At 41.6% G+C, this 22,699-nt stretch carries 21 protein-coding genes; 8 read left to right on the top strand and 13 right to left on the bottom strand.

Translation table 11 applies throughout. The annotated features are described in order from the left end of the window. Positions 1 to 200 precede the first annotated feature (200 nt). Positions 201 to 1,589 (top strand): tetratricopeptide repeat protein, encoded by a 1,389-nt coding sequence (locus tag MK805_RS06915; RefSeq protein ID WP_240874857.1) that lies wholly within the window; start codon positions 201 to 203, stop codon positions 1,587 to 1,589. Between the two features lie 409 nt (positions 1,590 to 1,998). Here the strand turns inward: MK805_RS06915 and MK805_RS06910 are convergent, their stop codons facing one another. The 3 genes from MK805_RS06910 to MK805_RS18015 form a co-directional block, all read right to left on the bottom strand. Then, positions 1,999 to 3,270, bottom strand: coding sequence for an MFS transporter (locus MK805_RS06910; RefSeq protein WP_240874856.1), 1,272 nt, complete (start codon positions 3,268 to 3,270; stop codon positions 1,999 to 2,001). Positions 3,271 to 3,461: 191 nt separating this feature from the next. Beyond that, a complete protein-coding gene (locus tag MK805_RS06905) occupies positions 3,462 to 4,391 on the bottom strand; it encodes a phosphotransferase (protein ID WP_240874855.1) in 930 nt (309 codons plus the stop codon). A 16-nt stretch (positions 4,392 to 4,407) separates the two neighbouring features. Continuing rightward, the gene (locus tag MK805_RS18015) at positions 4,408 to 5,388 is read right to left on the bottom strand and encodes a LysM peptidoglycan-binding domain-containing protein (RefSeq protein WP_240874854.1); all 981 of its coding nucleotides are present in this window, start codon (positions 5,386 to 5,388) and stop codon (positions 4,408 to 4,410) included. A 201-nt stretch (positions 5,389 to 5,589) separates the two neighbouring features. Here MK805_RS18015 and MK805_RS06895 point away from each other — a divergent pair, with 201 nt between their 5' ends. The 5 genes from MK805_RS06895 (at position 5,590) to MK805_RS06875 (ending at position 9,960) form a co-directional block, all read left to right on the top strand. Then, positions 5,590 to 6,087, top strand: coding sequence for a cysteine dioxygenase (locus MK805_RS06895; protein WP_240874853.1), 498 nt, complete (start codon positions 5,590 to 5,592; stop codon positions 6,085 to 6,087). A gap of 233 nt (positions 6,088 to 6,320) precedes the next feature. Continuing rightward, the gene (gndA, locus tag MK805_RS06890; RefSeq protein WP_240874852.1) at positions 6,321 to 7,736 is read left to right on the top strand and encodes an NADP-dependent phosphogluconate dehydrogenase; all 1,416 of its coding nucleotides are present in this window, start codon (positions 6,321 to 6,323) and stop codon (positions 7,734 to 7,736) included. A gap of 325 nt (positions 7,737 to 8,061) precedes the next feature. Beyond that, positions 8,062 to 8,826 (top strand): DUF3139 domain-containing protein, encoded by a 765-nt coding sequence (locus MK805_RS06885; RefSeq protein ID WP_240874851.1) that lies wholly within the window; start codon positions 8,062 to 8,064, stop codon positions 8,824 to 8,826. Positions 8,827 to 8,962: 136 nt separating this feature from the next. Next, a complete protein-coding gene (locus MK805_RS06880; RefSeq protein ID WP_240874850.1) occupies positions 8,963 to 9,454 on the top strand; it encodes a DUF2690 domain-containing protein in 492 nt (163 codons plus the stop codon). A gap of 92 nt (positions 9,455 to 9,546) precedes the next feature. Then, positions 9,547 to 9,960 (top strand): hypothetical protein, encoded by a 414-nt coding sequence (locus tag MK805_RS06875; RefSeq protein WP_240874849.1) that lies wholly within the window; start codon positions 9,547 to 9,549, stop codon positions 9,958 to 9,960. A gap of 179 nt (positions 9,961 to 10,139) precedes the next feature. On the opposite strand, the gene zwf is transcribed toward MK805_RS06875, so the two are convergent. The 3 genes from zwf to hemL all read right to left on the bottom strand — a co-directional run bounded on the left by zwf (position 10,140) and on the right by hemL (position 15,535). Next, complete coding sequence (gene zwf / locus MK805_RS06870; RefSeq protein WP_240874848.1) at positions 10,140 to 11,630, bottom strand: glucose-6-phosphate dehydrogenase; 1,491 nt, start codon at positions 11,628 to 11,630, stop codon at positions 10,140 to 10,142. A gap of 205 nt (positions 11,631 to 11,835) precedes the next feature. Beyond that, positions 11,836 to 13,842: a glucose-specific PTS transporter subunit IIBC gene (ptsG, locus tag MK805_RS06865; RefSeq protein WP_420833058.1), complete on the bottom strand. Its 2,007-nt coding sequence runs from the start codon at positions 13,840 to 13,842 to the stop codon at positions 11,836 to 11,838. 415 nt (positions 13,843 to 14,257) lie between these two features. Next, complete coding sequence (gene hemL / locus MK805_RS06860; protein WP_240875151.1) at positions 14,258 to 15,535, bottom strand: glutamate-1-semialdehyde 2,1-aminomutase; 1,278 nt, start codon at positions 15,533 to 15,535, stop codon at positions 14,258 to 14,260. Between the two features lie 194 nt (positions 15,536 to 15,729). Between hemL and MK805_RS06855 the strand changes: the two genes are divergently transcribed. Together MK805_RS06855 and MK805_RS06850 are read left to right on the top strand one after the other, a co-directional pair. After that, positions 15,730 to 16,260 carry a hypothetical protein gene (locus tag MK805_RS06855; RefSeq protein WP_240874846.1) on the top strand — a complete coding sequence of 177 codons (531 nt, stop codon included), beginning with the start codon at positions 15,730 to 15,732 and terminating at the stop codon, positions 16,258 to 16,260. A 306-nt stretch (positions 16,261 to 16,566) separates the two neighbouring features. Further along, positions 16,567 to 17,286: a hypothetical protein gene (locus MK805_RS06850; RefSeq protein ID WP_240874845.1), complete on the top strand. Its 720-nt coding sequence runs from the start codon at positions 16,567 to 16,569 to the stop codon at positions 17,284 to 17,286. A 205-nt stretch (positions 17,287 to 17,491) separates the two neighbouring features. Here the strand turns inward: MK805_RS06850 and MK805_RS06845 are convergent, their stop codons facing one another. The 7 genes from MK805_RS06845 to MK805_RS06815 form a co-directional block, all read right to left on the bottom strand. Next, positions 17,492 to 17,821 carry a bh protein gene (locus MK805_RS06845; protein WP_240874844.1) on the bottom strand — a complete coding sequence of 110 codons (330 nt, stop codon included), beginning with the start codon at positions 17,819 to 17,821 and terminating at the stop codon, positions 17,492 to 17,494. A gap of 63 nt (positions 17,822 to 17,884) precedes the next feature. Further along, positions 17,885 to 19,186, bottom strand: coding sequence for an NAD(P)H-dependent oxidoreductase (locus MK805_RS06840; RefSeq protein ID WP_240874843.1), 1,302 nt, complete (start codon positions 19,184 to 19,186; stop codon positions 17,885 to 17,887). 24 nt (positions 19,187 to 19,210) lie between these two features. Beyond that, positions 19,211 to 19,576: a PTS glucitol/sorbitol transporter subunit IIA gene (locus tag MK805_RS06835; RefSeq protein ID WP_240874842.1), complete on the bottom strand. Its 366-nt coding sequence runs from the start codon at positions 19,574 to 19,576 to the stop codon at positions 19,211 to 19,213. 63 nt (positions 19,577 to 19,639) lie between these two features. Continuing rightward, a complete protein-coding gene (gene srlE, locus MK805_RS06830; protein ID WP_240874841.1) occupies positions 19,640 to 20,629 on the bottom strand; it encodes a PTS glucitol/sorbitol transporter subunit IIB in 990 nt (329 codons plus the stop codon). A gap of 21 nt (positions 20,630 to 20,650) precedes the next feature. Further along, a complete protein-coding gene (srlA, locus tag MK805_RS06825; protein WP_240874840.1) occupies positions 20,651 to 21,199 on the bottom strand; it encodes a PTS glucitol/sorbitol transporter subunit IIC in 549 nt (182 codons plus the stop codon). 47 nt (positions 21,200 to 21,246) lie between these two features. Beyond that, positions 21,247 to 21,636 (bottom strand): transcriptional regulator GutM, encoded by a 390-nt coding sequence (locus MK805_RS06820; protein WP_240874839.1) that lies wholly within the window; start codon positions 21,634 to 21,636, stop codon positions 21,247 to 21,249. A gap of 97 nt (positions 21,637 to 21,733) precedes the next feature. Beyond that, on the bottom strand, positions 21,734 to 22,690 hold the full coding sequence (locus MK805_RS06815) for a sugar-binding transcriptional regulator (protein WP_240874838.1): 957 nt from the start codon (positions 22,688 to 22,690) through the stop codon (positions 21,734 to 21,736). Between the last annotated feature and the right edge of the window lie 9 nt (positions 22,691 to 22,699).

Here is a 22,699-nt window from a genome sequence, read left to right as displayed (position 1 = left end):
TGACAAATATGTGGGATTTTACTCATCTGCTTCTGTTTCTGGTTTGATAAAACACCTATCGAATCGTGCTCGAGGCTAGGTGGTTTGATAAAACCATAGTAATGCATGATTTTTCCAAAATAGGTCGATCAAACACAGAATTGTCCTATTTTTCTTTTTAAAAAAATATTTTATGATAGAGCCACAAAGGGGGTTCAAAAGTGGAAGATTTGGATCACACAAAACTCAGGGAGCTCTTTCGCTCCATTCGGAAAGAAAAGAAGTTGAAACAACGAGATTTAGAAGAAAAAGGCATCTCCGCAACCACCGTGAGTAACTTTGAGCATGGCAGGAAAAATGTAAGCATGGATAAAATCTATCGTCTATTTGAGAAAATAGGAGTAAATAAGCAAGACCTGCCACTTCTTTTAAGAGAGGAAAAACAGAGAGAAAGAGACGCTTTGACTCTACTAAAACTAGATTTAAAGGCAATTGAAACGGAGATGGATTGTGGAGATTACAAAAAAGCGATGCAAGCGGTAAAAATACTCCAACTGCCTACGGATCATCCCTATACAGCTGTCACCGAATATTTAAAAGGAAAATATTATTACAAAGGGCAAAACTGGCAAAAGGCTCATCTCCACTTTCTTCGTGCTATTCAAATGGTGGACGACTACCCAGAGATTCAGGCTACCAATATCAAGGCTGCTAGTTATTATGAACTTGCTAGGATTGCTTATCGTCTCAATAAGCTTGATAATACTGTACAATGCGTGGAAAATGGTTTAGAAGCTTTTGATTCAAGTGGGGAAAGGAAATTTCTCATTTATAGTTTACTGCTTAGTAAAGCGATTTACCTTGAAAAATTAGATCGAGACAATGAAGCGATGAAAATCTTAGATGAAATGTGGCCACATCTTAATGAGATAGATACCGAAATCCAACTTAACATGTATGATCTACAAGCAAAGCTTTATAACAAACATCAAATGTATGATAAAGCGATCCGTTATGCAAGTGAGGGAATCGATATCGCGAGGCGAGAAAAAAAGTATGATCGCTGTTTTGAACTGTGGACAACTTTAGGAACTTCCTACAATCACCTTGGTGAGTATCAGATGGCCATGAAATGCTTCCAAACCGCTTCAAGCTTAGAAGGGAAAATCCAGCGCAAATTTCTTTCTGCAACTAACCATTATCAACTGGGCTTACTTTACTTTGAAGAAGGAGATATCGATCGTGCAGAAGAAACACTACGCAAAGCATTGAAAATAAGTAAAGAGGAAAATGATGTCCTAAATCTTTGTGAATCTCACCTCGGTTTAGCAAAGTGTAAGCGGAAACAAAACATGACATCAGAAGCTATCCAGCACTACGAACAAGCTTTACAAATAGCGGAGCAACACTCCTTTCGTACACAGCAACGCGATATCGCATTAGAGTTGACCAAGTTTTATGAACATAAAAATTCAAAGGAACACTTCAAATACATGACTATTTTTTATCAGAATAGTTTATTATTGAATGGAGGTGATCCAAAAATGACAACGAAACTACAACCATTAACAACTGAACGTATATTTGAAGCTGATCCTCCAGATATTTAAAATGATCGAATGTTACAGTGAGAGGTGATCAATGATTACTTTTCAACCTCTAGCAACCAGACTCTTTTTTGAAAGTGATCCACCTGATATGTAAAAACCTCAAATTTCTACGAAAGAAGGGATAATTTATCCCTTCTTTCTTTATTTTCAAGCCATTCTCTTCAAAATTCATTCTTTATATCTTCCTATCCTAAGTCATTTTTTACTTTTATCAACAGCATAATAGTTTACCAACTGATAGAATCTGTTTATGGTAAAGTTCCTTACTACAAAAAAGGAATTAAGTCAACTTTCGTTCATCGGGAAAATTTATTTAGGCTGGTTCTGCCCCTGCACAAAGAGAAGACAACAGAAAGGATCACAAAATCATCCCCCCTAGGTGTTTCGCTAGGGGGGCGGGTGTTGTGACTCAGTTGGAGGAGATGACCTTGTCCTCAGCCTCTCCCTCATTCCCCGCCGCGCTAGCAAACGGGGGATATTTGATGAATGGAAGGGTCAATAGGCTCCCAGCGAGGATCACCGATCCCCAGAGCCAGAGATCGCGGTGGATACCAGTACATCCAAACAGGAATGCACTTAGCATACTGCTTCCCGCGAAGAATAGATTACGTGATCCAACTTGGATTCCCCTGCGATCAGGATCAGTGGAGCGATTCATCAGGAACCCATAAGAATTGGAGGCTACCCCATAGGTGATTCCAGAAAAGCCCGTGACGAAAAGGAAATAGCTATGATCGGTACCAGTCCAATAGAGACACTGAAAGCTTCCGATGGAAAAGATGCTGGCAATTGCGATGACACCTCGTTCGCCCCATGCTTTCGGGATGTACGCAGACAACCAATTCCCTCCTGTACTAGCGAGGGAAAATGTGGTGAGTGCGGCACCAGCCAGCCATGCCTCATGGATGAACAGGGGGAGATAACCACCTCCACCGATGAGGATAAAGACGAGGCTATTTCCAACAGTAGGGATTTGCCTACCAAAAGCCAGGCCCCATTGTTTGCTCTCCGATTGCACAACGGTAAACCATTGCCTTCGTCCTGATCGTACACTCTGCTTGGTACTAGGTGTTTTCTCTTCTGTTTTTTCTCTTACCTCACTGAGTTTTACCCGCCAGACGCTAGGAATGATAAATAGATTGAGTACTGCACCGAAGACAGCCCAGCTCATCGGGTTATCGATCAGCCAAAAGCCAAGGAATTTGGCAATGGAGGTAGATACCGCCAATAGTGCTCCATCCAAGGCCATTGTTTTTTTGTGTTCCTGGCGGTCTTCACTCGCCACCATTCGCAGCAGGGCATACACGCCTCCATAGATCATATTGTCCAGGAGAATCTGGATACAGCGAATGACGTAGAGCATCGTCGACTCTGACTGCGACAACGACCAAGGGTAAAAAAACATCATGATCGCATTACCCAAACAGGCGATCATGACGACCAGTTTCACCCAAGAACCCCGGGTGATCATTGTCACCAAAGCTGAAAGGATAGCCACACCAGCAATGACGGTGTTTAGGCTCGCAATCTCCTTCTCCAGCCCATGCTGCTGCATCAGCATGGAGAAGGGAGAATTGATGAAGTGGTTTTGCGACAAATAGGTATTTGTCGCAGCCATCGCCATCATTACTGGCAGGGTCAACCACTCGGGGCGTTTCCATTTTCGAAATTTGCGGGACATGCCGCTCCTCTTATCTGGTAGTCACTCTTTTTTTCTCACCCACGCAGGTGAAAAGAGTGAATCTTTCATCTGCTATTTTAGTATATCTCTAAGTCTTTGAGCCGGTAAAGCTTTTACAGGTGATCTCCCTTAAAGAGATCTATTTGTGTGTCAACATCTCTAAATAAAAAAACGAGGTTTCCCTCGTCTGTTCATCGATTTCGCTTTTGCCTTGTTTTCTTTTTCTTCACGGGCCACAGCTTTTTAATTAACTTTTGACAGTCCTGTATATGGGCGTATTCTCTTGAAACATCTACTAAATCTTCTTGTCTTTCTACCGCACGAACCAATCGTTCGGGATAGGAGAGAAAGACAGAGAGAAGTCTTTTTTCTTTGGGCAATAGTTTATTTTCTTGTTCATAAGCAGCTAGTATTTCTGCGGGGGATTCTTCTGGGTAGCGATGTATTAAGGTAGCAAGGTCTTTTATAGGTGTATCTAACTCTGCGTGGTCAAAATCGATCCAATATAATCCTTCTTCACTTGTGAGTACATTCGAAGGATGAATCCGGCCATGGCAAATCGTGTATCTTGGAGCAATTCCTTTTTCCGATTGGAGATAGCGATCAATCCCTTGGATAGCAAACGTAAATCCATTTTGGGAAAGTTGAGCAGATTGCTCGGATATTTTTGCTTCTCCTTCTTCTAATGTCTCTTGCCAATTTGCTATTTGCGTACTTCTCTGCTGCCAAGTTTCTTTTAGATCAGGATCGATGACTTGATGGAGCTTAGGAAACTGTGCTGCTATAGGTTCTGCTAAACGATGAAAACGCCCTAAGGATGCCGCCAGCTCTGTTGCTGATACATACTCGTCGGCAGGTTCTTGCCAAGGAGTGGCATACCACTGGCTTCCATAAGCAGAAACGACTATTTCTCCATCCTCTGTAGGGACCCATGGAAGGAGATGAGGATATCCAGCTGTGCGAACTTGCTCTAACATGCGGTGCAATACATACAACTTTTCTCTTGGTGCATGGCTTTCTTTCAACGCAAATTTTTGATCTCCATCTACGATTTCCCATACTCCAGCCCGATGTTGCACAGAAGAAGGGTCCCATCCAAATGCATGAATCACTTCCCACATCGAAAGTCCTCCTCCCCTAGCTCCGCTTCACCGGAATTTTTACGATTTGGCCTTCCTCTAAACGATCAGTTGCAAACTGATTCGTTCTTATGATCGCATTACACGTAACATCATATTTGGCAGCTAATGTATCGATCGTTTCGTCTTTTTGAACGATGACCATTTTTAAGGAAGCAAACGATTCTTCTCTATTTCCTACCAACCACCTGCTCCATTCTCTGCCACGAACTTCTTCCTCTGTATTACTTGGTTCCTGAAATTCCTCTTCTTGTTGTTCTTCTTCAATCACAAGCTGAGGTTGCAGCGTTTCTTGTGAAGATGGTTCTTTGTCTACTTGTTCTTTTGCTATCTTCCTCGTCTCCCGATGTATAGTGCGTTCAGGTACAGCTTCTTCGGCTTTGGATTGTTCTTCTACTTTTGGTTTCTCTTTTGCTTTTTGCTGTTCTTTTGCTTCTAGTTGCTCCTGTGCTTTTGATTTCTCTTCTTTTTCCTCCACCTGCTCGACTCCAAGGGCAGACTGAGCCGCAAAAGTAGGGGATTCGATCTCTGTTTTCTCTTCTGTGCCTTCTTGCTGATCTTCAGAGACCTCTGTGATCAGTTCTTCTTCCTCGGCTTCTGGTAATATCCCATCTATCATCAAAACTGCTTCAATCTGTAATTCAAATGGTGATAAAATTTGGTAATCAAAAGATTCTACTTCTGCACAGACATTTGCTAGTTCTGCACGATCACGGGGCAGCGTAATCTCTACAGGAATTACATAGGCAATCTCTTCCCCTCCCCGTTCATCAAGTTCATAATCGGAAACATCTACTTCTTCACCGATATCCCCTTCATACGTGCCATTTAGCCGAAGATAACCATGAATTTTAAGATGCTGCCCTTCGTCTTTGATCTCCACATCTGGATACAAATCCAATTCCAAAAGCGAACTTATCCCTGCTTGCTGTGGATGCAGACGAATCTTTTCTGAAATATTAAAGCGAAGTTGCTCCACCTATTCTCCCTCCTTCTATCTTTCAAGCCCTTATGCTGAAATATATGTACGAGATAAAAGAGTTATCACTAGATCGGACAAAATGTTAACAGCTATGTAAAATTGTCTTTTCATCACTTGGAAGCCAAATCATGATTTCATCTCATCCACATACATTAGACGTATATGGATTTCTTGGTTGAAATATGAGGAGGAACTAGTATGGATTTGACCGCTCAATTACCTACATGGTTATCACTTATTACTCATCCAAGCCCTTCGATAATAAAAGAAGAAATGCGCAGGTGGAATATTACATATCAAAACGTTTCACCATATATCACATCCCCCGTTCCCCCTCTACACTATGGAAGAAATGTTATCTTTCGAACCAAGCTTTTTGAAGTAATCGTATTGCAAATCCCACCATATGTCGAAACCCCAATACACGACCATGGGGAATCTTTTTGTAGTGTAAAAGTAGTTGATGGCGTGTTATATAACCGAGTCTACCATATAGACAAAACCTCTGGGGATCTAGAGCAGATAAGAGAAGAGCGATATGAACAAAACAATTATTTTGTAGTAACCCAAGACCAAATTCACTCCATGTACAATCCGAACAACCAACCTTTGATCACTTTCCATGTCTACTCCCCACCTATTGAAAATAATCACATATATAGCGAGGCAAACTTAGAAGATCCTGTAATTCGATAAATAATAAGTACGAAGATATCTATATTCTTCGTACCTATTTATCTAGATTACTTATATGGCAAATATGCTTGGTATAAAGTTCCTATCTTCTTCAAAACATAAGCAAGTGGTGCACTCTGCTTAGATTCCACTTGTCTTTTTGCGCTGCATACTCACTTGAAACTTCATATGGCAATATGTTATTTTCAAGAAATGAGCACTTGATTTACTTGATCAAGAAGGAGTTAATACAGATGAAACAACAACAGATGGGTGTTATCGGTTTAGGTGTTATGGGCAGAAACCTTGCCTTAAATATGGAAAGCCGCGGATATTCGGTCGCAGTTTTTGATAACTTTACAAACTTGATCGATCCTTTTATCCAAAAAGATGCTGCAGGTAAAAATATCGTTGGTACATATAGTATAGAAGAATTTGTGCAGAGCCTCGAAAAACCCCGCAAAATCTTAATGATGATCAAAGCTGGTGCCCCTACAGATGCTACGATCGAACAAGTAAAACCCCTATTAGATAAAGGCGACGTCTTGATTGATGGTGGAAACACTTATTTCCATGACACCATCCGCCGGAATAAAGAATTAGAGGCAGATGGAATTCATTTTATTGGAACAGGAGTATCAGGCGGAGAAGAAGGAGCACTGCACGGCCCTTCAATCATGCCCGGCGGACAAAAAGAAGCCTATGAATTAGTAGAACCGATCTTGACTGCCATCTCCGCAAAAGTAAATGGTGATCCATGCTGTACTTACATTGGTCCTGACGGTGCTGGTCACTATGTGAAGATGGTTCACAATGGGATTGAATATGGGGATATGCAATTGATCTCGGAGGCCTACTTCCTTCTCAAACATGTATTAGGCCTTGAAGCACCTGAATTACATAAGGTCTTTGCAGAGTGGAACAAAGGCGAGCTGGATAGTTATCTCATCGAGATCACTGCTGATATCTTTACAAAAATAGATGAGAAAACAGGTAAACCGCTAGTCGACGTCATCTTAGATACAGCCGGCCAAAAAGGAACTGGAAAATGGACAAGTCAAGATGCATTGGAACTTGGGGTACCACTGTCCATCATTACCGAATCGGTTTTTGCCCGCATCATCTCCTCCATGAAAGAAGAACGAGTAAAAGCGAGTAAAGTGTTACAAGGTCCAGCAATCAAACGATATAACGGGGACAAAGAAGGCTTGATTGAAGCGATTCGTAAAGCATTATACTTGAGCAAAATATGTTCATATGCCCAAGGCTTCAGTCAGCTCCGTGCTGCTGCCAAAGAATACAACTGGGATTTGCCATATGGGAATATCGCGATGATCTTCCGTGGAGGATGTATAATCCGGGCACAATTCCTGCAAAAAATCAGTGACGCATATGAGCGTGAGCCGGATTTGACCAACTTGTTATTAGATCCATACTTTAAAAATATTGCTGAAGAATACCAATCTGCCCTTCGACATGTCATCACCGTTGCAATTGAAAATGGCATCCCAACTCCATCCTTTTACAGTGCTTTGGCTTATTATGACAGCTATCGGACAGAAACGCTGCCTGCAAATCTTCTGCAAGCACAAAGAGATTACTTTGGAGCTCATACGTATCAACGGATTGATGAAGAAGGAACCTTCCATACAGAATGGATGGAGAAATAAAAATTGTATACAAGAGAGGTTGTAGGACGATCCCTATAACCTCTTTTTTGTTGTATTTTCTTAAGGATTTCCACTCCTCAAACTCACAGCGAAACATTATAGGTTTCCTTACAAAAGTGTAAGTTTTTCTTAAGCTTAATCAATGGGAAAGAATAGAAGCACTTGGTATTGTTAAAGCAACACTTTAAGTTAGTGAGAACCGAAGTTTTTAAACTTTAGGCGGGAAGGTTTGGCGGGTGGAAAAGAATGAGTTTATTTACAGAAAAATAAGATTACGAACCCACTATCGTATTTGGATGAGAACCATTTTTTGTTGGTTTAGTTCATGGAAGAAATGTTCATCCGGGAGCAATTTGGGAAACTCACAAATCAAAAATTAGGAGAGATTCAAATGAAAATAACCAAATGGATTTTAACTACATTGTTAATACTGATAGTTGTCTCTGTTGGTGTGTTTTTTATCCTTTTTCATTTTAGTGCGAAGGGAGATACAAATTTGATAACAAAACAAACCAATGAGGTAAAAAATATGCTCCACCAAAAAGGTGTTAAGGATTCAGAAATTTCATCATTAAAAACAGACTACAATTGGAAGACAGATCAATATATCACCTCTGTGACTTATAAAGATGAACCAAAAGCTAGTTATAAATACTCCGCATATGGAGATTCAGGTGAAATCGTGCAAGACTGTGATTATTATGATCAAAATGGATCACAGATCACGAGCAGAAAAAAAGAATTATTCCATGGAAAGTTGCTGGATGGTAGACCAGAGAGAAAACATAGAGAAACATACTGCCCAAGTGACCGTCAAGTAAAATATTGGATGATACAAAGAGGATATAAAGAATCTGATCAATTTTATTATGGGTCTGAATACCCATCTAAAAACAGTAAGTTTGCAGTTATTTTTAATGCCGAATTTGTTAACGAGCCAGGTATAACTTATTATTTTTTACAAGAAAAAGAGTCAAAAAAGATTGTACAGGCTTGTGGTTACTCGGATAAAAACGAAAAATGGATACCCAATGACACGAAAGGCAAACACAGGGAGAAAACTTGCATCAATTATACACCTTCTCAATAAAGAAGCTATTTAGGATGAAAAAAGGTTAACTTTTCCGTCAGATGGGGTTCTAGTATATGGTTACATTTCTCCCTCGGCTTTTGATTCTATTTTCTATATATTAAAATCGGATGATTTATAAGGAGTGTGATTTTAGTTGTGGCATAAATTAAGAATTAGTATGCTCGTATCCATTGTTAGTGTTCTTGGTCTGTTTGTAAGTATTCATAGTGTTAGTGCTGCTAACTACTACTATGATGGGAAAAGTCCAGTGGCAACTGGGTGTAACAATACAGGTTGGTCACCAAAATCCACCACATTCTCCTACAATGGTATATCAGGCACTGTATATCTAATGTTTAGTAGCTCCTGTAAAACTGCTTGGGCTTTTGTAAAATTAAATAAAGCTCTCCCAAAAGGATACAACGTTCAGGGATGGATTAATCGAACGAAGGATCAAAAAATCATGGGTTGTTCAACTAGTGGTGGTAATGGTGATATTTTACCAGGACAGACAACTTGTTATAGCGGGATGGTATATGATTTAAATCCAAATACTTCCCATGCATCTGTTCAAATTATAAAACCAAATGCTTGTGGTCCAAATTGCCATATTTTCGAATATTCTAAATACACTGGTTCCTACTAATTTTGTTCAATAAGCTGAAATACTTTGGAAATATTTCGGAAATATCTGTGGATATAATAAAAATTACCCTAGAATGAAAGGAAAGATGCTAGATGAAAACTTTATCCAAATCTATTGGTATTATGGCTATAGCAGGTACACTCCTACTAGGAGGAATCAGTTTTCCTCATGAAACGCACGCACAGCCAAAATGCTTGGTCAAAGGAAGTACAAACATAGCATCAGGGAAATTCTCAAAAGACTTTAAATTTAATGCTACAAACTCATTTGCTCCGAAACTTGATATTACCTTGTATGGGGATGCTAAAGGTGCATACATCCCTTCAGTAGAAAATAAAGAAGGTCTAATTGTCGCTGGTGGAAAAGGCGATTACTACAGTACTAAAAAACAAACAAAGACATTAGTTTTATCTAGTAAAAAAATAGGGAAAGGACAATATACGTTATACTTTTCAAACGGCGGAAAGAAAACTCTCCACATTACTTCTTTTTGTCTTCATAATTAACCGTCAGATAAGCCATTCAAATGTTGGTTGGACGGGCTGATTTTCGACCCAACTTCGATCTGAACAACATGAAGGAGCACCTCCCGAATTGTTTCAATTTAGGGAAGTACTCCTTCATGTATTTTCTCAGGGGTTGGGCAAAAATAGCCTTTTAACTCATGACTCCAGTTTGTCTTACCTTAAGAATTAGATGGTCTGCTTGCAACCGACCACCAGAAGAAGCCATCTCTTGCCAGCAGTTGATCGGACTCCATCGGTCCCATCGAACCCGCTTCATAATTTGGAAACGAAACGTCATTTTCTTTGTTCCACGCTTTGGAAATTGTATCGACAAACTTCCATGAGATGGATACTTCATCCCAGTGGGTAAAGTGAGTGGCATCGCCTAATAGACAATCATACAAAAGTCTCTCATACGCTTCAGGCGTATTCATTTTATCATCGCAGTTGCTGCAATAATGCAGTTGAATGGGCAGAGAATCTTCTTCTCCAGCACGCTGACGAGCATTGAGATGCAGGGTCATTCCTTCATCTGGTTGAATATGTATTACCAGTAAATTAGGATGAGGATGATTTTTATCACGGTAGAGATTCATTGGTAAATCTTTAAACTGCACGACAATTTTTGTTGATTTTTCTTTCATACGTTTTCCGGTACGAATGTAGATGGGAACACCTGCCCAACGATAATTGTCGATCATCAATTTTCCAGCAACAAATGTTTCGGTTGTAGAGTTAGGGTCAACATTATTTTCTTCTCGATAAGCGATTACATCACGATCTTCGATGTGACCTTTTCCATATTGTCCTCGAACAAAGTATTGTTCTACTTCCTCTTCCGTAAATGGACGCAATGCGCGCAGCACCTTCACTTTTTCGCTTTGAATCTCATCACGTGTCAAATTGATAGGAGGCTCCATGGCTAAAAGTGCCACCATTTGCAGCATATGGTTTTGCACCATGTCAAGAAGCGCTCCAGATGATTCATAGTATCTGCCGCGATCTTCCACCCCTAATGTTTCACTGGAAGTAATTTGGATATTGGAAATATATTGGTTGTTCCACAGTTCTTCAAAAATAGCATTTGCAAAGCGAATGACGGTGATGTTTTGCACCATCTCTTTACCTAGATAGTGATCGATTCGATACACTTGATCTTCGTTAAATACACGGCCAATTTGATCATTTAAGTCTTTTGCTGATTCATAATCATGACCAAATGGCTTCTCGATGACTACACGACTCCAACCATCTGTTGACGACAAACCACTCGATTTTAGGTTCTCGCAGATCGTACCAAAAAACTCTGGAGCCATGGCGAGGTAGAACATGCGATTACCTTCTGCATGATATTGATCATCTAGTTTTTGTATTAAAGTTTGCAGCGTATCAAATGATTTTTTGTCTGTTACATCTGCCGGATGGAAGTAGAAATGGGAAGCAAAATCATTTATATCTTTTATCTTTCCTTCGGTTTTTTCAGTAGAACGTATTACACTTTGACGAAAGTCTTCATTGGACATCTCGCCTCTCGCTACTCCTACTACCGCAAAGTCTTCAGAAAGTTTATCAGCGTTATACAGTTTGTAAAGAGAAGGAAACAACTTGCGCTTCGCTAAGTCACCTGTAGCACCAAAGATCACCACAATTGCTTTTGGCTGAGTTGACATAAAGTTTTACACCTCATTTTGATAAGAAAGAATAAGCTTTCTAAATGAGCATTTTATCCAAATTCGCTGATCCAGCTTGGGATTGTTTGTATCTATTTTTGCTCAAATAGAGTCAGTCTTTTTCGTGTTGCCACAAAGTGAATACTAACAAAAGAAATAGGAAGAGGAAAACCCGTGCAGCAGGTCTTCCTTCCCCTATTCTACCTTAATCTATCTTTACGATTTGATTTTCTTCTAATTTTACTGTTCCTTGTTTTAAGATGATTACTTTTTCCCCTTCTTTTAGGTTCGTAAAAATGATCGGAGTAATAGTAGATGGAGCTTTCTGTTTCAACAAGTCGAGGTCGACATCAAGCAGATGCTGGCCTTTTTTTACTTGATCTCCCTGAGAGACGTAAGCAGTAAAACCTTCTCCCTTCAGTTCCACTGTATCAATTCCTATATGAATCAAAATCTCATGTCCTGTCGTAGAAGTAATCCCAATTGCATGTTTGGTCGGAAATAGTGTTTCGATCTTCCCATCACATGGAGCTACTATCTTTCCATTTGAAGGTACGATTGCAAATCCGTCGCCCATCATTTTCTGCGAAAATACTTGGTCCGGAACTTCAGATAATGGCACAACCTTTCCTTCTATTGGAGCTACAAACTCATCAAGTTTACCTTCGACAGGTTCAGTCGTCATCGTATCCGCGATTTCTTCCGAATTTATCGGATTAGCAGGAGCACGACCTTCCATTACTTCTTGGATTTGCCCTTTTAGTGTATCCGATTTTGGACCAAAGATTGCTTGAATATTGTTACCAACTTCCAACACCCCAGCCGCACCAAGCTTTTTGAGTCTGTCTTTATCCACATCTTTTGCATCATGGACCGATACACGCAGACGTGTAATACATGCATCTAAGTGAGTAATATTTTCTTTCCCGCCTAGCGCAGCAAGTACTTGAACTGGCAATTCATTCTTTCCAGTAACGGCTTTGGCGGTGGATGGATTGTTTTCTTCTTTTGGATCTTCACGTCCAGGAGTTTTGAGATCGAATTTACGAATTGCAAAGCGGAACCCAAAGTAATAAATAACCGCAAATACAAGACCTACTGGGATAACAAGCCACCATGCAGTCCGGTTTTGAAGTACCCCAAATAAGAGATAGTCAATCACACCACCTGAAAATGTCATCCCAATTTTCACATTGAGCAATTGCATTACCATAAAGGATAAACCTGCAAACACTGCATGAATGGCGAACAAGACAGGCGCTACAAATAAGAAAGTGAACTCAATTGGTTCTGTGATCCCGGTTAAAAAAGAAGTTAAAGCAGCTGAGCCCATAATCCCAGCAACATATTTTTTATGTTCTGGTCTGGCTTCATGGTACATAGCAAGAGCGGCTGCTGGCAGTCCAAACATCATAAATGGGAATTTCCCAACCATAAATGTACCAGCAGTTAGTTTTACACCGTCTTTTAATTGAGCAAAGAAAATATTTTGATCCCCGTGTACTACTTGCCCTGCTTTGGTGACATAGGTACCAAACTCAAACCAAAATGGAGCGTAAAAAATATGATGGAGCCCAAATGGAATCAAGGAACGTTCGATAACCCCAAACACAAACGCGGATAAAGTTAAGTTAGCATTCACCATATTGGTTGAAAATGCATTTAAAGCATGCTGGATCGGCGGCCAAATAAAGATTAAGAGAACACCTAAGATTACTGCAAAGAAACCAGTTACAATAGGAACAAATCGCTTTCCAGCAAAGAAACCTAGATAGGAAGGAAGTTCAATTTTGTAATAACGATTAAACATAATCGCTGCTAAGGCTCCCACGATAATTCCTCCAAATACACCTGTCTGCAACGTCGGAATTCCGAGTACATTTGCAAACGCCGGGTTATTGGCGATTTTCGCAGGGTCCAACTGATGAGTAGCAAGTAAAATGGTACTCATTGTCTTATTCATGATGAGATAGCCTACAATTGCTGCAAGAGCTGCTACTCCATCACCTGCGAGTCCAACGGCAACCCCAACAGCAAATAAAAGTGAGAGATTGCTGAATATAATATCTCCAGCTGATGACAATACGTTGGAAACAAGCTGAATCCATGTGGAATTCAAGGCAGGAATAAATTGTATCAATGTGGGATTTTGTAAGGCAGTACCTACACCGAGCAAAATACCAGCTGCTGGCAAAATAGCAACAGGCAGCATCAGTGCTCTCCCAACTTTTTGTAATTGACCAAAAAGCTTTTTAAACACGAATATAACACCCTTTCTGAAGGAAAAATGCAAATAGGAAATAAATGCAAAAAAACCAGATCACGAGTAAAATCAATTGGCTAAGATCCAAAGGTAGTCATATACCCTTTAGCGTTCACCACAATGATATTTTCTACTCATGCCTGATCGAATCAGTCACACGTATAAGTTGATAAAATTTTCATATATGCGCAAAAAAGTATGCGCTTACAATTAACCCCCTGTAAAGTAATCTCAAATCTAAGACACATTTATCATTAAACTATAATCGATTTAATAAATCAATATAAAAATATACAAATTCAGCATAACAAAAACATAAATTGGCTGTCTCTAAAAGAGAAACAGCCAATTTATCGGATTTTTTCTATAGATTTTTTAATGCATTACGATTTGCTTCCAATGTTTGGTTGATATCTTCTTCACTGTGAGCAAGTGAGAGGAACATTCCTTCAAATTGGGATGGCGGCAATAGTACTCCTTCTGCTAACATATTACAATAATATTTTGCAAACAACTTAGTATCTGCTGTTTTTGCTTGGTCAAAACTTACTACGTTTTCATTGGTAAAGAAGAGACAGACCATCGAACCGACTCGATTTATATGATGCGGAACACCAGCTTCTTCCGCATTTTGTCTCAACCCCTGTTCCATCTTCTGACCAAGATGTTCTAATTGCTCATAGGACTGTGGCGATAATTGTTGCAGGGTTGCAATTCCACCCGCCATGGCTAAGGGATTTCCAGAAAGAGTTCCAGCTTGATAAACGGTTCCAGCAGGAGCAATCATCTGCATGATCTCTCTTTTTCCGCCAAATGCTCCGACAGGTAATCCCCCACCGATTACTTTGCCCATCGTTGTCAAATCCGGTGTAATTCCATATCTGCCTTGTGCTGAGTGATAGTCTACACGAAAACCAGTCATCACTTCATCAAAAATGAAGACAATCCCATATTGCTCCGTCAAACTGCGAAGGCCTTCCAAAAAGCCAGGCTGTGGCGGCACAACACCCATATTTCCTGCGACTGGTTCCACAATAATAGCCGCAATATCTTCTCCTACTTGCTCACAAACAAGCTCCACACTCGCTAGATCGTTATAGGCAACTGTCAACGTATGTTGAGCAGTATGTTCTAACACTCCAGGACTATCTGGCAGTCCTAATGTCGCTACGCCTGACCCTGCTTTGATCAGCAAGCTGTCGGAATGCCCATGATAACTCCCTTCAAACTTGAGGATTTTTTTCCTTCCTGTATAGGCCCGAGCTAACCGCAAAGCGCTCATTGTCGCTTCTGTTCCAGAGTTCACCATCCGCACCACTTCTACAGATGGCACACGTTCTCTGACCAACTCTGCCATTTCGGTCTCTAACATAGTTGGCACGCCAAAGCTTGTCCCTTTCACCGCTGCTTCTTGCAATGCTGCCACTACATCAGGATGAGAATGACCTAAGATCAACGGCCCCCAAGAACAAATATAATCTATGTATGTATTGCCATCAATATCAGTTAACTTCGAACCTGAACCGCTTTCCGCAAAGACCGGATGTTCCATCACGGAACGAAATGCCCGCACAGGAGAATTCACACCACCAGGTATCAGGGGGAGTACTTTTTCAAATTGCTCTTTTGATCGATCATACATTCTATCCAATGATTCTACACTTCCTCTCAAATGCCTTACATGATAAATTCATTGTAACATTTTGTGTGAGGAAAAGGGAAAGAGTGACTACTCGCTTGTATTTATTTTCAATATTGAATAGATTTTTAAAACCTTTTCCGATATAATGTGGGTACATACTGGTCAACCCAACCGACGAAAGGTAAGGTCCTCTCATGGACAGCACCACGTGGCAATGGCTCACGAACAATCTCTCCTGGATCGACGACCGGCTCGACAGCCATCGCGACCTGCTCAACGGCATCAACGACCGGATCGACAACCTCACCCAGTGGGTGACGATCCTGTTGATCATCGTGATCGTCCTGTGCTTCGCGGTGTTCAAGCTGTTCTCCGGCTGCGAGAAGCTGAAGAACGAGTTCGAGAACAGGATCTCCGCTCTGGAAGCCAATCAACCCCAGAACACGGACCTGACCCAGATGAAGGTCCTCGGTGCCCTCCAGGACATTGCGGGAACTCTCCGGGGTGTCAAGGACTCCATCGACGGGCTCGGAGGCAACGTGCAGAACCTCGCGGACAACGTCGACGGACTCGCGGCTGAGGTCGACGGACTCTCGGAGGACGTCCGGGAATCCGCCGGGCTGAACCAGGAGGCGGACGAAGAGACCGAGGGCAGCACCGGGCAGGACTCCGACACGGAGACCACCGGCGGTTCCTCCAACCCGGAGGAACCGAAGCAACTCTGACCTCTTCGGCGCCACGGCGGGCTGTGAACTTCACATACGTGGAGGACACAGCCCGCCGCCCGTTTTAACCACTTTTCCCTCTTTATTTCCTTCCATTTAACAAAGAAATCCCCTACCCAAGAAATAGATGGTTATGCCTTTTGTAAAACAACCTTGTGCAAAACAACTCATTTTTTATCGAATAAAGATATTCATCGTCTTTTCCATATACATAACAAATATAATAATTCGTTATTATTTTTGAATTTTGTTTGCTATAATGTGAATACAACACTGGCACTCAACACCGAAAGGCAAGGTCCCGATATGGGTAACTTCCCGTGGCAGTGGCTTCGTGACCTCGACTGGAAGTTCTACAACCAGAACGAGCGGCTCAACGACCTCAGCGACAAGGTTAACGACCTCAGCAGGCAGACCGGCATGCAGTTGGGCTTGATCATCGCCCTTCTCTTCTCGATTGTCGGTCTGGTGATCGCGCTGTACGTTGTCTTCCAACAGCTGCGAGTCAAGGACGCCCAGATCGCCAACCAGAACGAGCGACTCAACTCGCTGGAGACGGCGATCGCGAGCCACACGACCCGACTCGATGAGCTCGCTGGCTCCTTCGTCGAACACGAGGAGCGGCTCGACGGACACGATCGGCTTCTCATCAGGCACGAGGGGCGGCTCGACGACCAGCTCGACTACATCGAGGAGCTCGAAAGGCAGGCCGACGGACACGACGAGCAGGTCGACCGACTGTGGAAGAACTTCGGCAACTTCCGACAGATGATCAACACGACGCGGGAGAGGCTGGGCACCGTCCAGCAGAACCTCGGCAGCATCCAGCAGGGCGTCAGCTCCGTTCGACGAGACCTTGAGTCCCAGCGGCGGAAGCTCAGCTCGCTGGAGCTCCGCGGCCGCGTGATCACCTTCTACGTCGTCATCATCGACGGGAACTTCGGTGAGAGCCAGACGGCGGCCGAGACCAAGGACGACACCTCCAACAAGGTGAACCCCGACGACTCCTCCACCACGGAGAAGTAACGCACTGATCTCGGGCGCCACGGCAGGCTGTGAACTTCCACATTGTGGGAGCGCGCAGTCTGCCGCTCGTTTAAAACACTTTTATAAAGCTTCATGCTTTCACAAATTCACTCCTGCCTCATTCCCCATAAAAACAAAAAACACACAACTCCCTCTTCGAAATTGTGTGTCATTATTTCCAGTTACATTCAAAAATTCATTTATCTTACTTCGCATACTTCCCAATAAAATACTTCACTTCTTTGGCTTCTTTGTACAAGCGAAATGGCTTCTTAAGCATCCTGCGTGGAATCTTCCGTAAAAAATATGCGCGGTTGACTTGGTATTCTTTCATGATTCGGGACGGTTTGGTGGTGAGGCGGTTTTTTAGTTCTTCATAGATTTCATGTTTCAAATCGACTTTCACATCCATACTCCGTCCACAAACCTCACAATGGATATGGGAAATAGAATTATTAAAATAGGTGATCCGATGAGGGGTGTCGTCCGAGCAGCGGATGCAAAAAAATTCGGTTGTTTCTTGTGTCTCTTTCACCTATCATCCCTCCATTTACTTTCCAAATAGAATACTCTTATTATACAGCATCATACGAAGAAGTTAAGACTTTCGAATAGAAGCATCTCTTTCCATCAATTGCCGCAGTTCCCAAATCATTTGTACTTTGGTCTGTTCAATATCATCAAAGGTGAGGACTTCGCCTTTTTTTATATCCCTTGTGACAACAAGGCTAGAATCCGCTAATCCAATGGGAAGAGCATGAGTCTTCTTGGCATCTGACGCATTCATAATCTGTCCATATGAAGTAAAACCGCCTAATCCGTCTAACCTCTCTCCAGCACGCAAGTCTTTCTTGGCGACGGTGACGGTTTCAGCAACAAGTCCATGATAAGGAACGATGGATTCCTCTTTATCTAAATACGCTTTTGCAATGGAGATAGGCGTTTCCAGACTCGTTAAATGATAAGGACGGAAGAGGACGTAATTTGGGCCATCACCCATTTTCAAATACTGCATTTCCCGGTGTACTTCCTCCTGTTCGGAAGTAACGATAACAAAAACCCCTGGTGCGATACCGTTAACAAATTCTACGGTTTGATAGGAGTGCAATATGCCGCCTTCTTCTTTTTTCCGCAGAACTTTCGTCAATTGATCAACGGTTGCCGATGGTCCATGCATACCGGCTACGTCTGGAAGGAAACCTGTAGCATTTGCTACAGCCGTCATTTCAATCATCGTTTTTGTTCCATCTTGGAAAGAAGCTAATATTTTAGGATTCATATTTACTTTTAAAGCCTGATCTCTTGCAGAATCTGGGTTGGCCTCAAGATTTAGCGGGTTATTTTTTCCTTTTCCCAAAACCAGAGGCTTGAAACCAATTGTTTTTGCAAAATGATATAACTCCATGATGGCTGCCGGTTCATCACCAGAAGCTCCTGTATAAACGACACCTGCAGCTCGTGCCATCTGGTGAAGAAGCGGCCCCACCGTGACATCTGTTTCCACATTCAGCATCACAATATGCTTTTTTGCCAATATGGATTTCCAAGCTATTTCTGCTCCCAGATTTGGAATCCCTGTTGCATCTACGATCACATCGACTGCTGGCAGTTGCAATACGAGCTGCATATTAGAAGTAACAACAACTTGCCCTGAAGCAATGGCTCGCTCTGCTTTTTCGATCTCTTCTGTTTGTACGATTTGTGAGGAAGCATATCCGGCATTTTCATAAGCGTGTACAGCATTTTGTGTCTGGATATCTGCTGTGGCGACTACTTCCATTCCTTTCATTGCTGCGATTTGTGAGATCATACCTCTACCCATTTGTCCGGCGCCAATAAGTCCCACACGAATGAAATTTCCTTCTTGCCCAAGTGCTTCAAGTTTGTGATAAATTGGCATAAGACGACCCCATTTGTTGTAGTTTTAGTCGTGACGTATGAATTGAATCTTTGAGCCTACTTGTACATTTGGAACAGGCTTGTCTTCCACGCAGATAGTTCCTGGCAAATCTCCTTGCCCGCCATCAAACTTTATGGTGACATGCCCCATTTCCTGCATGGTTTTATTGGCGGTATCCCCAACAAATGAAATTTGAAACGATTGACCATCGATAACTAACACATCTTTTGGTGTGATTTCTCCTGCATTTTTCCGATCCGTATGCAATACGGTAATATCGTGCAGTTCTTCTGGTGCATTTTCGTCAAATAAAATAAGTAATTTCTCCTTTGCAAACTTCGAGACGAGTTCTCCTATTTTGGTTGCTGTTGCTTCAAAAAGTACACTCATAAACTCACCTGCCATATTGGATATCAGGGCTGGAATCAGTTGTGAAAACCAGCCCATTCTTTTTTAATACAAACCAAAACTGCATACATAAGCGATTAGTACAGCGACAGGACCAGTAAACTGTCTGGAGAGAAGAACTGCTGGAACCCCGACTTCAATCGTTTCTGGTTTTGCTTCTCCCAGTGTCAATCCTACTGGAACAAAATCACACCCTACTTGCGGGTTGATCGCAAACAGCGCAGGCAGAGCAAGTTGTGGAGGGATATTCCCTTTCCCAATCTCCACCCCGATCAGCACCCCTACCACTTGGGCAATAACTGCTCCAGGCCCTAGCATCGGAGATAAGATCGGAATCGCACAGATAATGGACAGAATGATCAGCCCAATAATATTTCCTGCTAATGGCGTTACTACATGGGCAATCCAATCGCCAATTCCGGTATATGTGATGATCCCAATAATTGTACTGACGAATGCCATAAATGGTAAAATATTTCGAATTACCATATCAATCGTTTCACGTCCGGCTTGATAAAACACCCCGACAACATTTCCCATTGCTCTGCCAATTTTGACTAAGAAATTGGATTTCTGTGGATATATTTCGGCTGCCCTTTTCTTAGCGTCTTCTTTGATTTCTTTTGTGCTTCTCGTCTCTACTGTAGTAGGAGGAGCAGCATCATCTGTCAACGAAATATTTTGTTCGGTTACGCCAGAGACAAAATTTTGCTCATTGATAAAGGAAGCCAGAGGTCCTGATGGTGATACAGGCAGCACATCGATAGTTAGTACACCCATTTTTGGATATACCCCACAACGAGCAGTACCCCCGCAATCTACAACGACACAAGCCATATTTTCCTTATCTATCGAGTTTCGAAAGCCATCTACAGCTTCGGCACCCGTCAAGTCGGCAATTTTTTGTGCGATTGGATGTATTCCACCGCCTGTAACGGAAACGATATATTTTTTCTGTTCAGTTGGTTGAATGATCAACCCGTCACCCCAACCACCTGCTCCTTTGCTCACTTTTACTGCTGAATAATTAGCCATTTGGATTTACCCCTTTCCGTTTTAGGTGGTTGTTTGGGTTGTTTCAGTGGATTGTGTTTGACGTTTTAGCATCATATTCGTGATCCATTCTGTCACTAATCCACGGATCAAGATGACAATAATTCCGACTAATAGATAACGAACTGCTAATGGTTCCAAGGAGAGGTGCAATGTCGTCAATCCACTGGCAATACCGAGGTAAACGAATAATTCAGCTGAGTTTGCATGAGGGAACAAACCAGTTATCGGATGAACAAAAGATACCGCCGCATCATAAAAAGCTGGTTTTTGTTTCTCTGGTAAAAACTTTCCGAAGGAATAACACATGGGATTGGTCAGAAAAAAGACGGCTAAAATTGGGAAAATCGTATAACGTAAAATTGCATATTTGGTTGTTTTTTGAGCGAAACGATTGATTCTCTCTTCTCCTATAAATTTTATTAAAGCGTTTACAATTACAATCAAACAGATCAAGGTGGGTAAAATTCCTTTTGCTAGTCCCATAAATTGGGCTCCACCAGCTTGAAACATTCCAATAAATCCTTTAGCTAGGTGTACTAAAAAATCCATCTGACCAAACCTCCCCAAGTTTTATCTCTTAAACCTTTATCGATCTACTATTCCTGCTCTCGTTCATTTTTTTTGCTCACAATCTGATCTGCTGCCATTTGAATGGCTTTGGTGCGATGATCATTGCCAGGCAGGGTGAAGAGTTGTTCGATTTTCTTCCCATGTAACTCGAGATTAGAGGTAAAGCGAGAAAAGACAGTGACACCTGTTAGTTCTTTTGCATCTACTACCGAACCAGACAAATCCGAGACGAGTATGACTACGGAACCGATACCGAATCGTTTTTTTACAACTCCTACTCCTAGATATCCAGAATCATGAGTTGCACTCATCTGGCGGATGGTTTGTCCATAATGCCTGTTTTGGTAGTAACTTAAAATCACTTGAAGAATCCATGCACAAACGAAAAAGATAATCAGTATTCCCCATTGATCCATAGAATCACCCTTTTCAAATGTTCGATTCTATTACATTTGTAAATATTATTATACGGGATCTTAGAGGAAATGAAAACGCTTAATTTTAGTACATGACCTAATTTTTATCTTCAAATGATTCGATCAACGCGTTTGCAGTTTCATCGTCAGTAATCAAAACATCCACATATTCACCTTTTAAAGCAGCTAAAATACTTTTTACTTTATAAACTCCTCTTGCTACCCCTATCACCTTGTCAATATTCTTTAAGTCTTCTAATTCAATACCAATCCCTCTTTGATTAATCGATACAGCTGCAATTTCTCCCGTTTCCAGAATGTATTTCGAACTGATATCTCCAACTACTTTTGCCTCTTTTAATTCCTCAATATCTTCATCACTTAAGTAGCCTATCTCATACATGGTTGAGTGTTCATATGGATTTCCGATCCCGACAACTGCCATATCGCATTGCTTTCCTTGTTCTAGCACACTAGCAATAAACGGAAGACCTGTGAGTCCTTCTTTTTGTTCAACCGTCGCAACCATGGCTGGTGCATAAAGTGACTCGCATTGCCCATTTATTTTTTTTGCAAATTCATAAGCAATTTGATTAGCATGTAAGGCCACTTCTTTTGGTCCCATTCCACCAACTAGGGGAATCACGCTCACATCTCTTTGTTCAATTGGGTATTCTCTCACCATTTCGTACAGCGATTTTCCCCATGATACACCAAGCCGTTTAATGGATCGGAGCGATTTACTCACATAGTTAGCAGTTGCTTTCCCAACAGCTCGCAGAGCTTGCTCTTGGTTCATATTTTCCGTAGAAGTGATGATTACTTCCCTTAAACCAAACTTCGCCGCAATTTTTTGTTCTCGTTCAATTACATCAAATCCATCATCCAAAATACTAATTTTCACGATGCCTTCTTCTTTTGCTTGTTGCAGCATTTTCGAAATAATAGGGCGGGAAACTCCTATTTTTTTGGCGATTACTGCTTGAGTTAATTCTTCTAGATAATACATTTTGGCAACCTTAATCAGCTTCTTTTTCTCATCATCATTAATCATAGAAACACC

This window comes from Shimazuella soli (assembly GCF_022511585.1).
In the GTDB taxonomy this organism is placed as follows: Bacteria; Bacillota; Bacilli; order Thermoactinomycetales; family Thermoactinomycetaceae; genus Shimazuella; species Shimazuella soli.
Note: the sequence above shows the minus strand (reverse complement) of the source record. Positions and strands in the feature narration are given on the sequence as shown.

Coding starts and splice junctions, on each gene's coding strand:
- MK805_RS06910 (WP_240874856.1), bottom strand. CDS start 3,270: ATGTCCCGCAAATTTCGAAAATGGAAACGCCCCGAGTGGTTGACCCTG.
- MK805_RS06905 (WP_240874855.1), bottom strand. CDS start 4,391: ATGTGGGAAGTGATTCATGCATTTGGATGGGACCCTTCTTCTGTGCAA.
- MK805_RS06895 (WP_240874853.1), top strand. CDS start 5,590: ATGGATTTGACCGCTCAATTACCTACATGGTTATCACTTATTACTCAT.
- gndA (WP_240874852.1), top strand. CDS start 6,321: ATGAAACAACAACAGATGGGTGTTATCGGTTTAGGTGTTATGGGCAGA.
- MK805_RS06885 (WP_240874851.1), top strand. CDS start 8,062: ATGGAAGAAATGTTCATCCGGGAGCAATTTGGGAAACTCACAAATCAA.
- MK805_RS06875 (WP_240874849.1), top strand. CDS start 9,547: ATGAAAACTTTATCCAAATCTATTGGTATTATGGCTATAGCAGGTACA.
- zwf (WP_240874848.1), bottom strand. CDS start 11,630: ATGTCAACTCAGCCAAAAGCAATTGTGGTGATCTTTGGTGCTACAGGT.
- ptsG (WP_420833058.1), bottom strand. CDS start 13,842: ATGCTGCCTGTTGCTATTTTGCCAGCAGCTGGTATTTTGCTCGGTGTA.
- hemL (WP_240875151.1), bottom strand. CDS start 15,535: ATGTATGATCGATCAAAAGAGCAATTTGAAAAAGTACTCCCCCTGATA.
- MK805_RS06855 (WP_240874846.1), top strand. CDS start 15,730: ATGGACAGCACCACGTGGCAATGGCTCACGAACAATCTCTCCTGGATC.
- MK805_RS06850 (WP_240874845.1), top strand. CDS start 16,567: ATGGGTAACTTCCCGTGGCAGTGGCTTCGTGACCTCGACTGGAAGTTC.
- MK805_RS06840 (WP_240874843.1), bottom strand. CDS start 19,186: ATGCCAATTTATCACAAACTTGAAGCACTTGGGCAAGAAGGAAATTTC.
- MK805_RS06835 (WP_240874842.1), bottom strand. CDS start 19,576: ATGAGTGTACTTTTTGAAGCAACAGCAACCAAAATAGGAGAACTCGTC.
- srlE (WP_240874841.1), bottom strand. CDS start 20,629: ATGGCTAATTATTCAGCAGTAAAAGTGAGCAAAGGAGCAGGTGGTTGG.
- srlA (WP_240874840.1), bottom strand. CDS start 21,199: ATGGATTTTTTAGTACACCTAGCTAAAGGATTTATTGGAATGTTTCAA.
- MK805_RS06820 (WP_240874839.1), bottom strand. CDS start 21,636: ATGGATCAATGGGGAATACTGATTATCTTTTTCGTTTGTGCATGGATT.
- MK805_RS06815 (WP_240874838.1), bottom strand. CDS start 22,690: ATGATTAATGATGATGAGAAAAAGAAGCTGATTAAGGTTGCCAAAATG.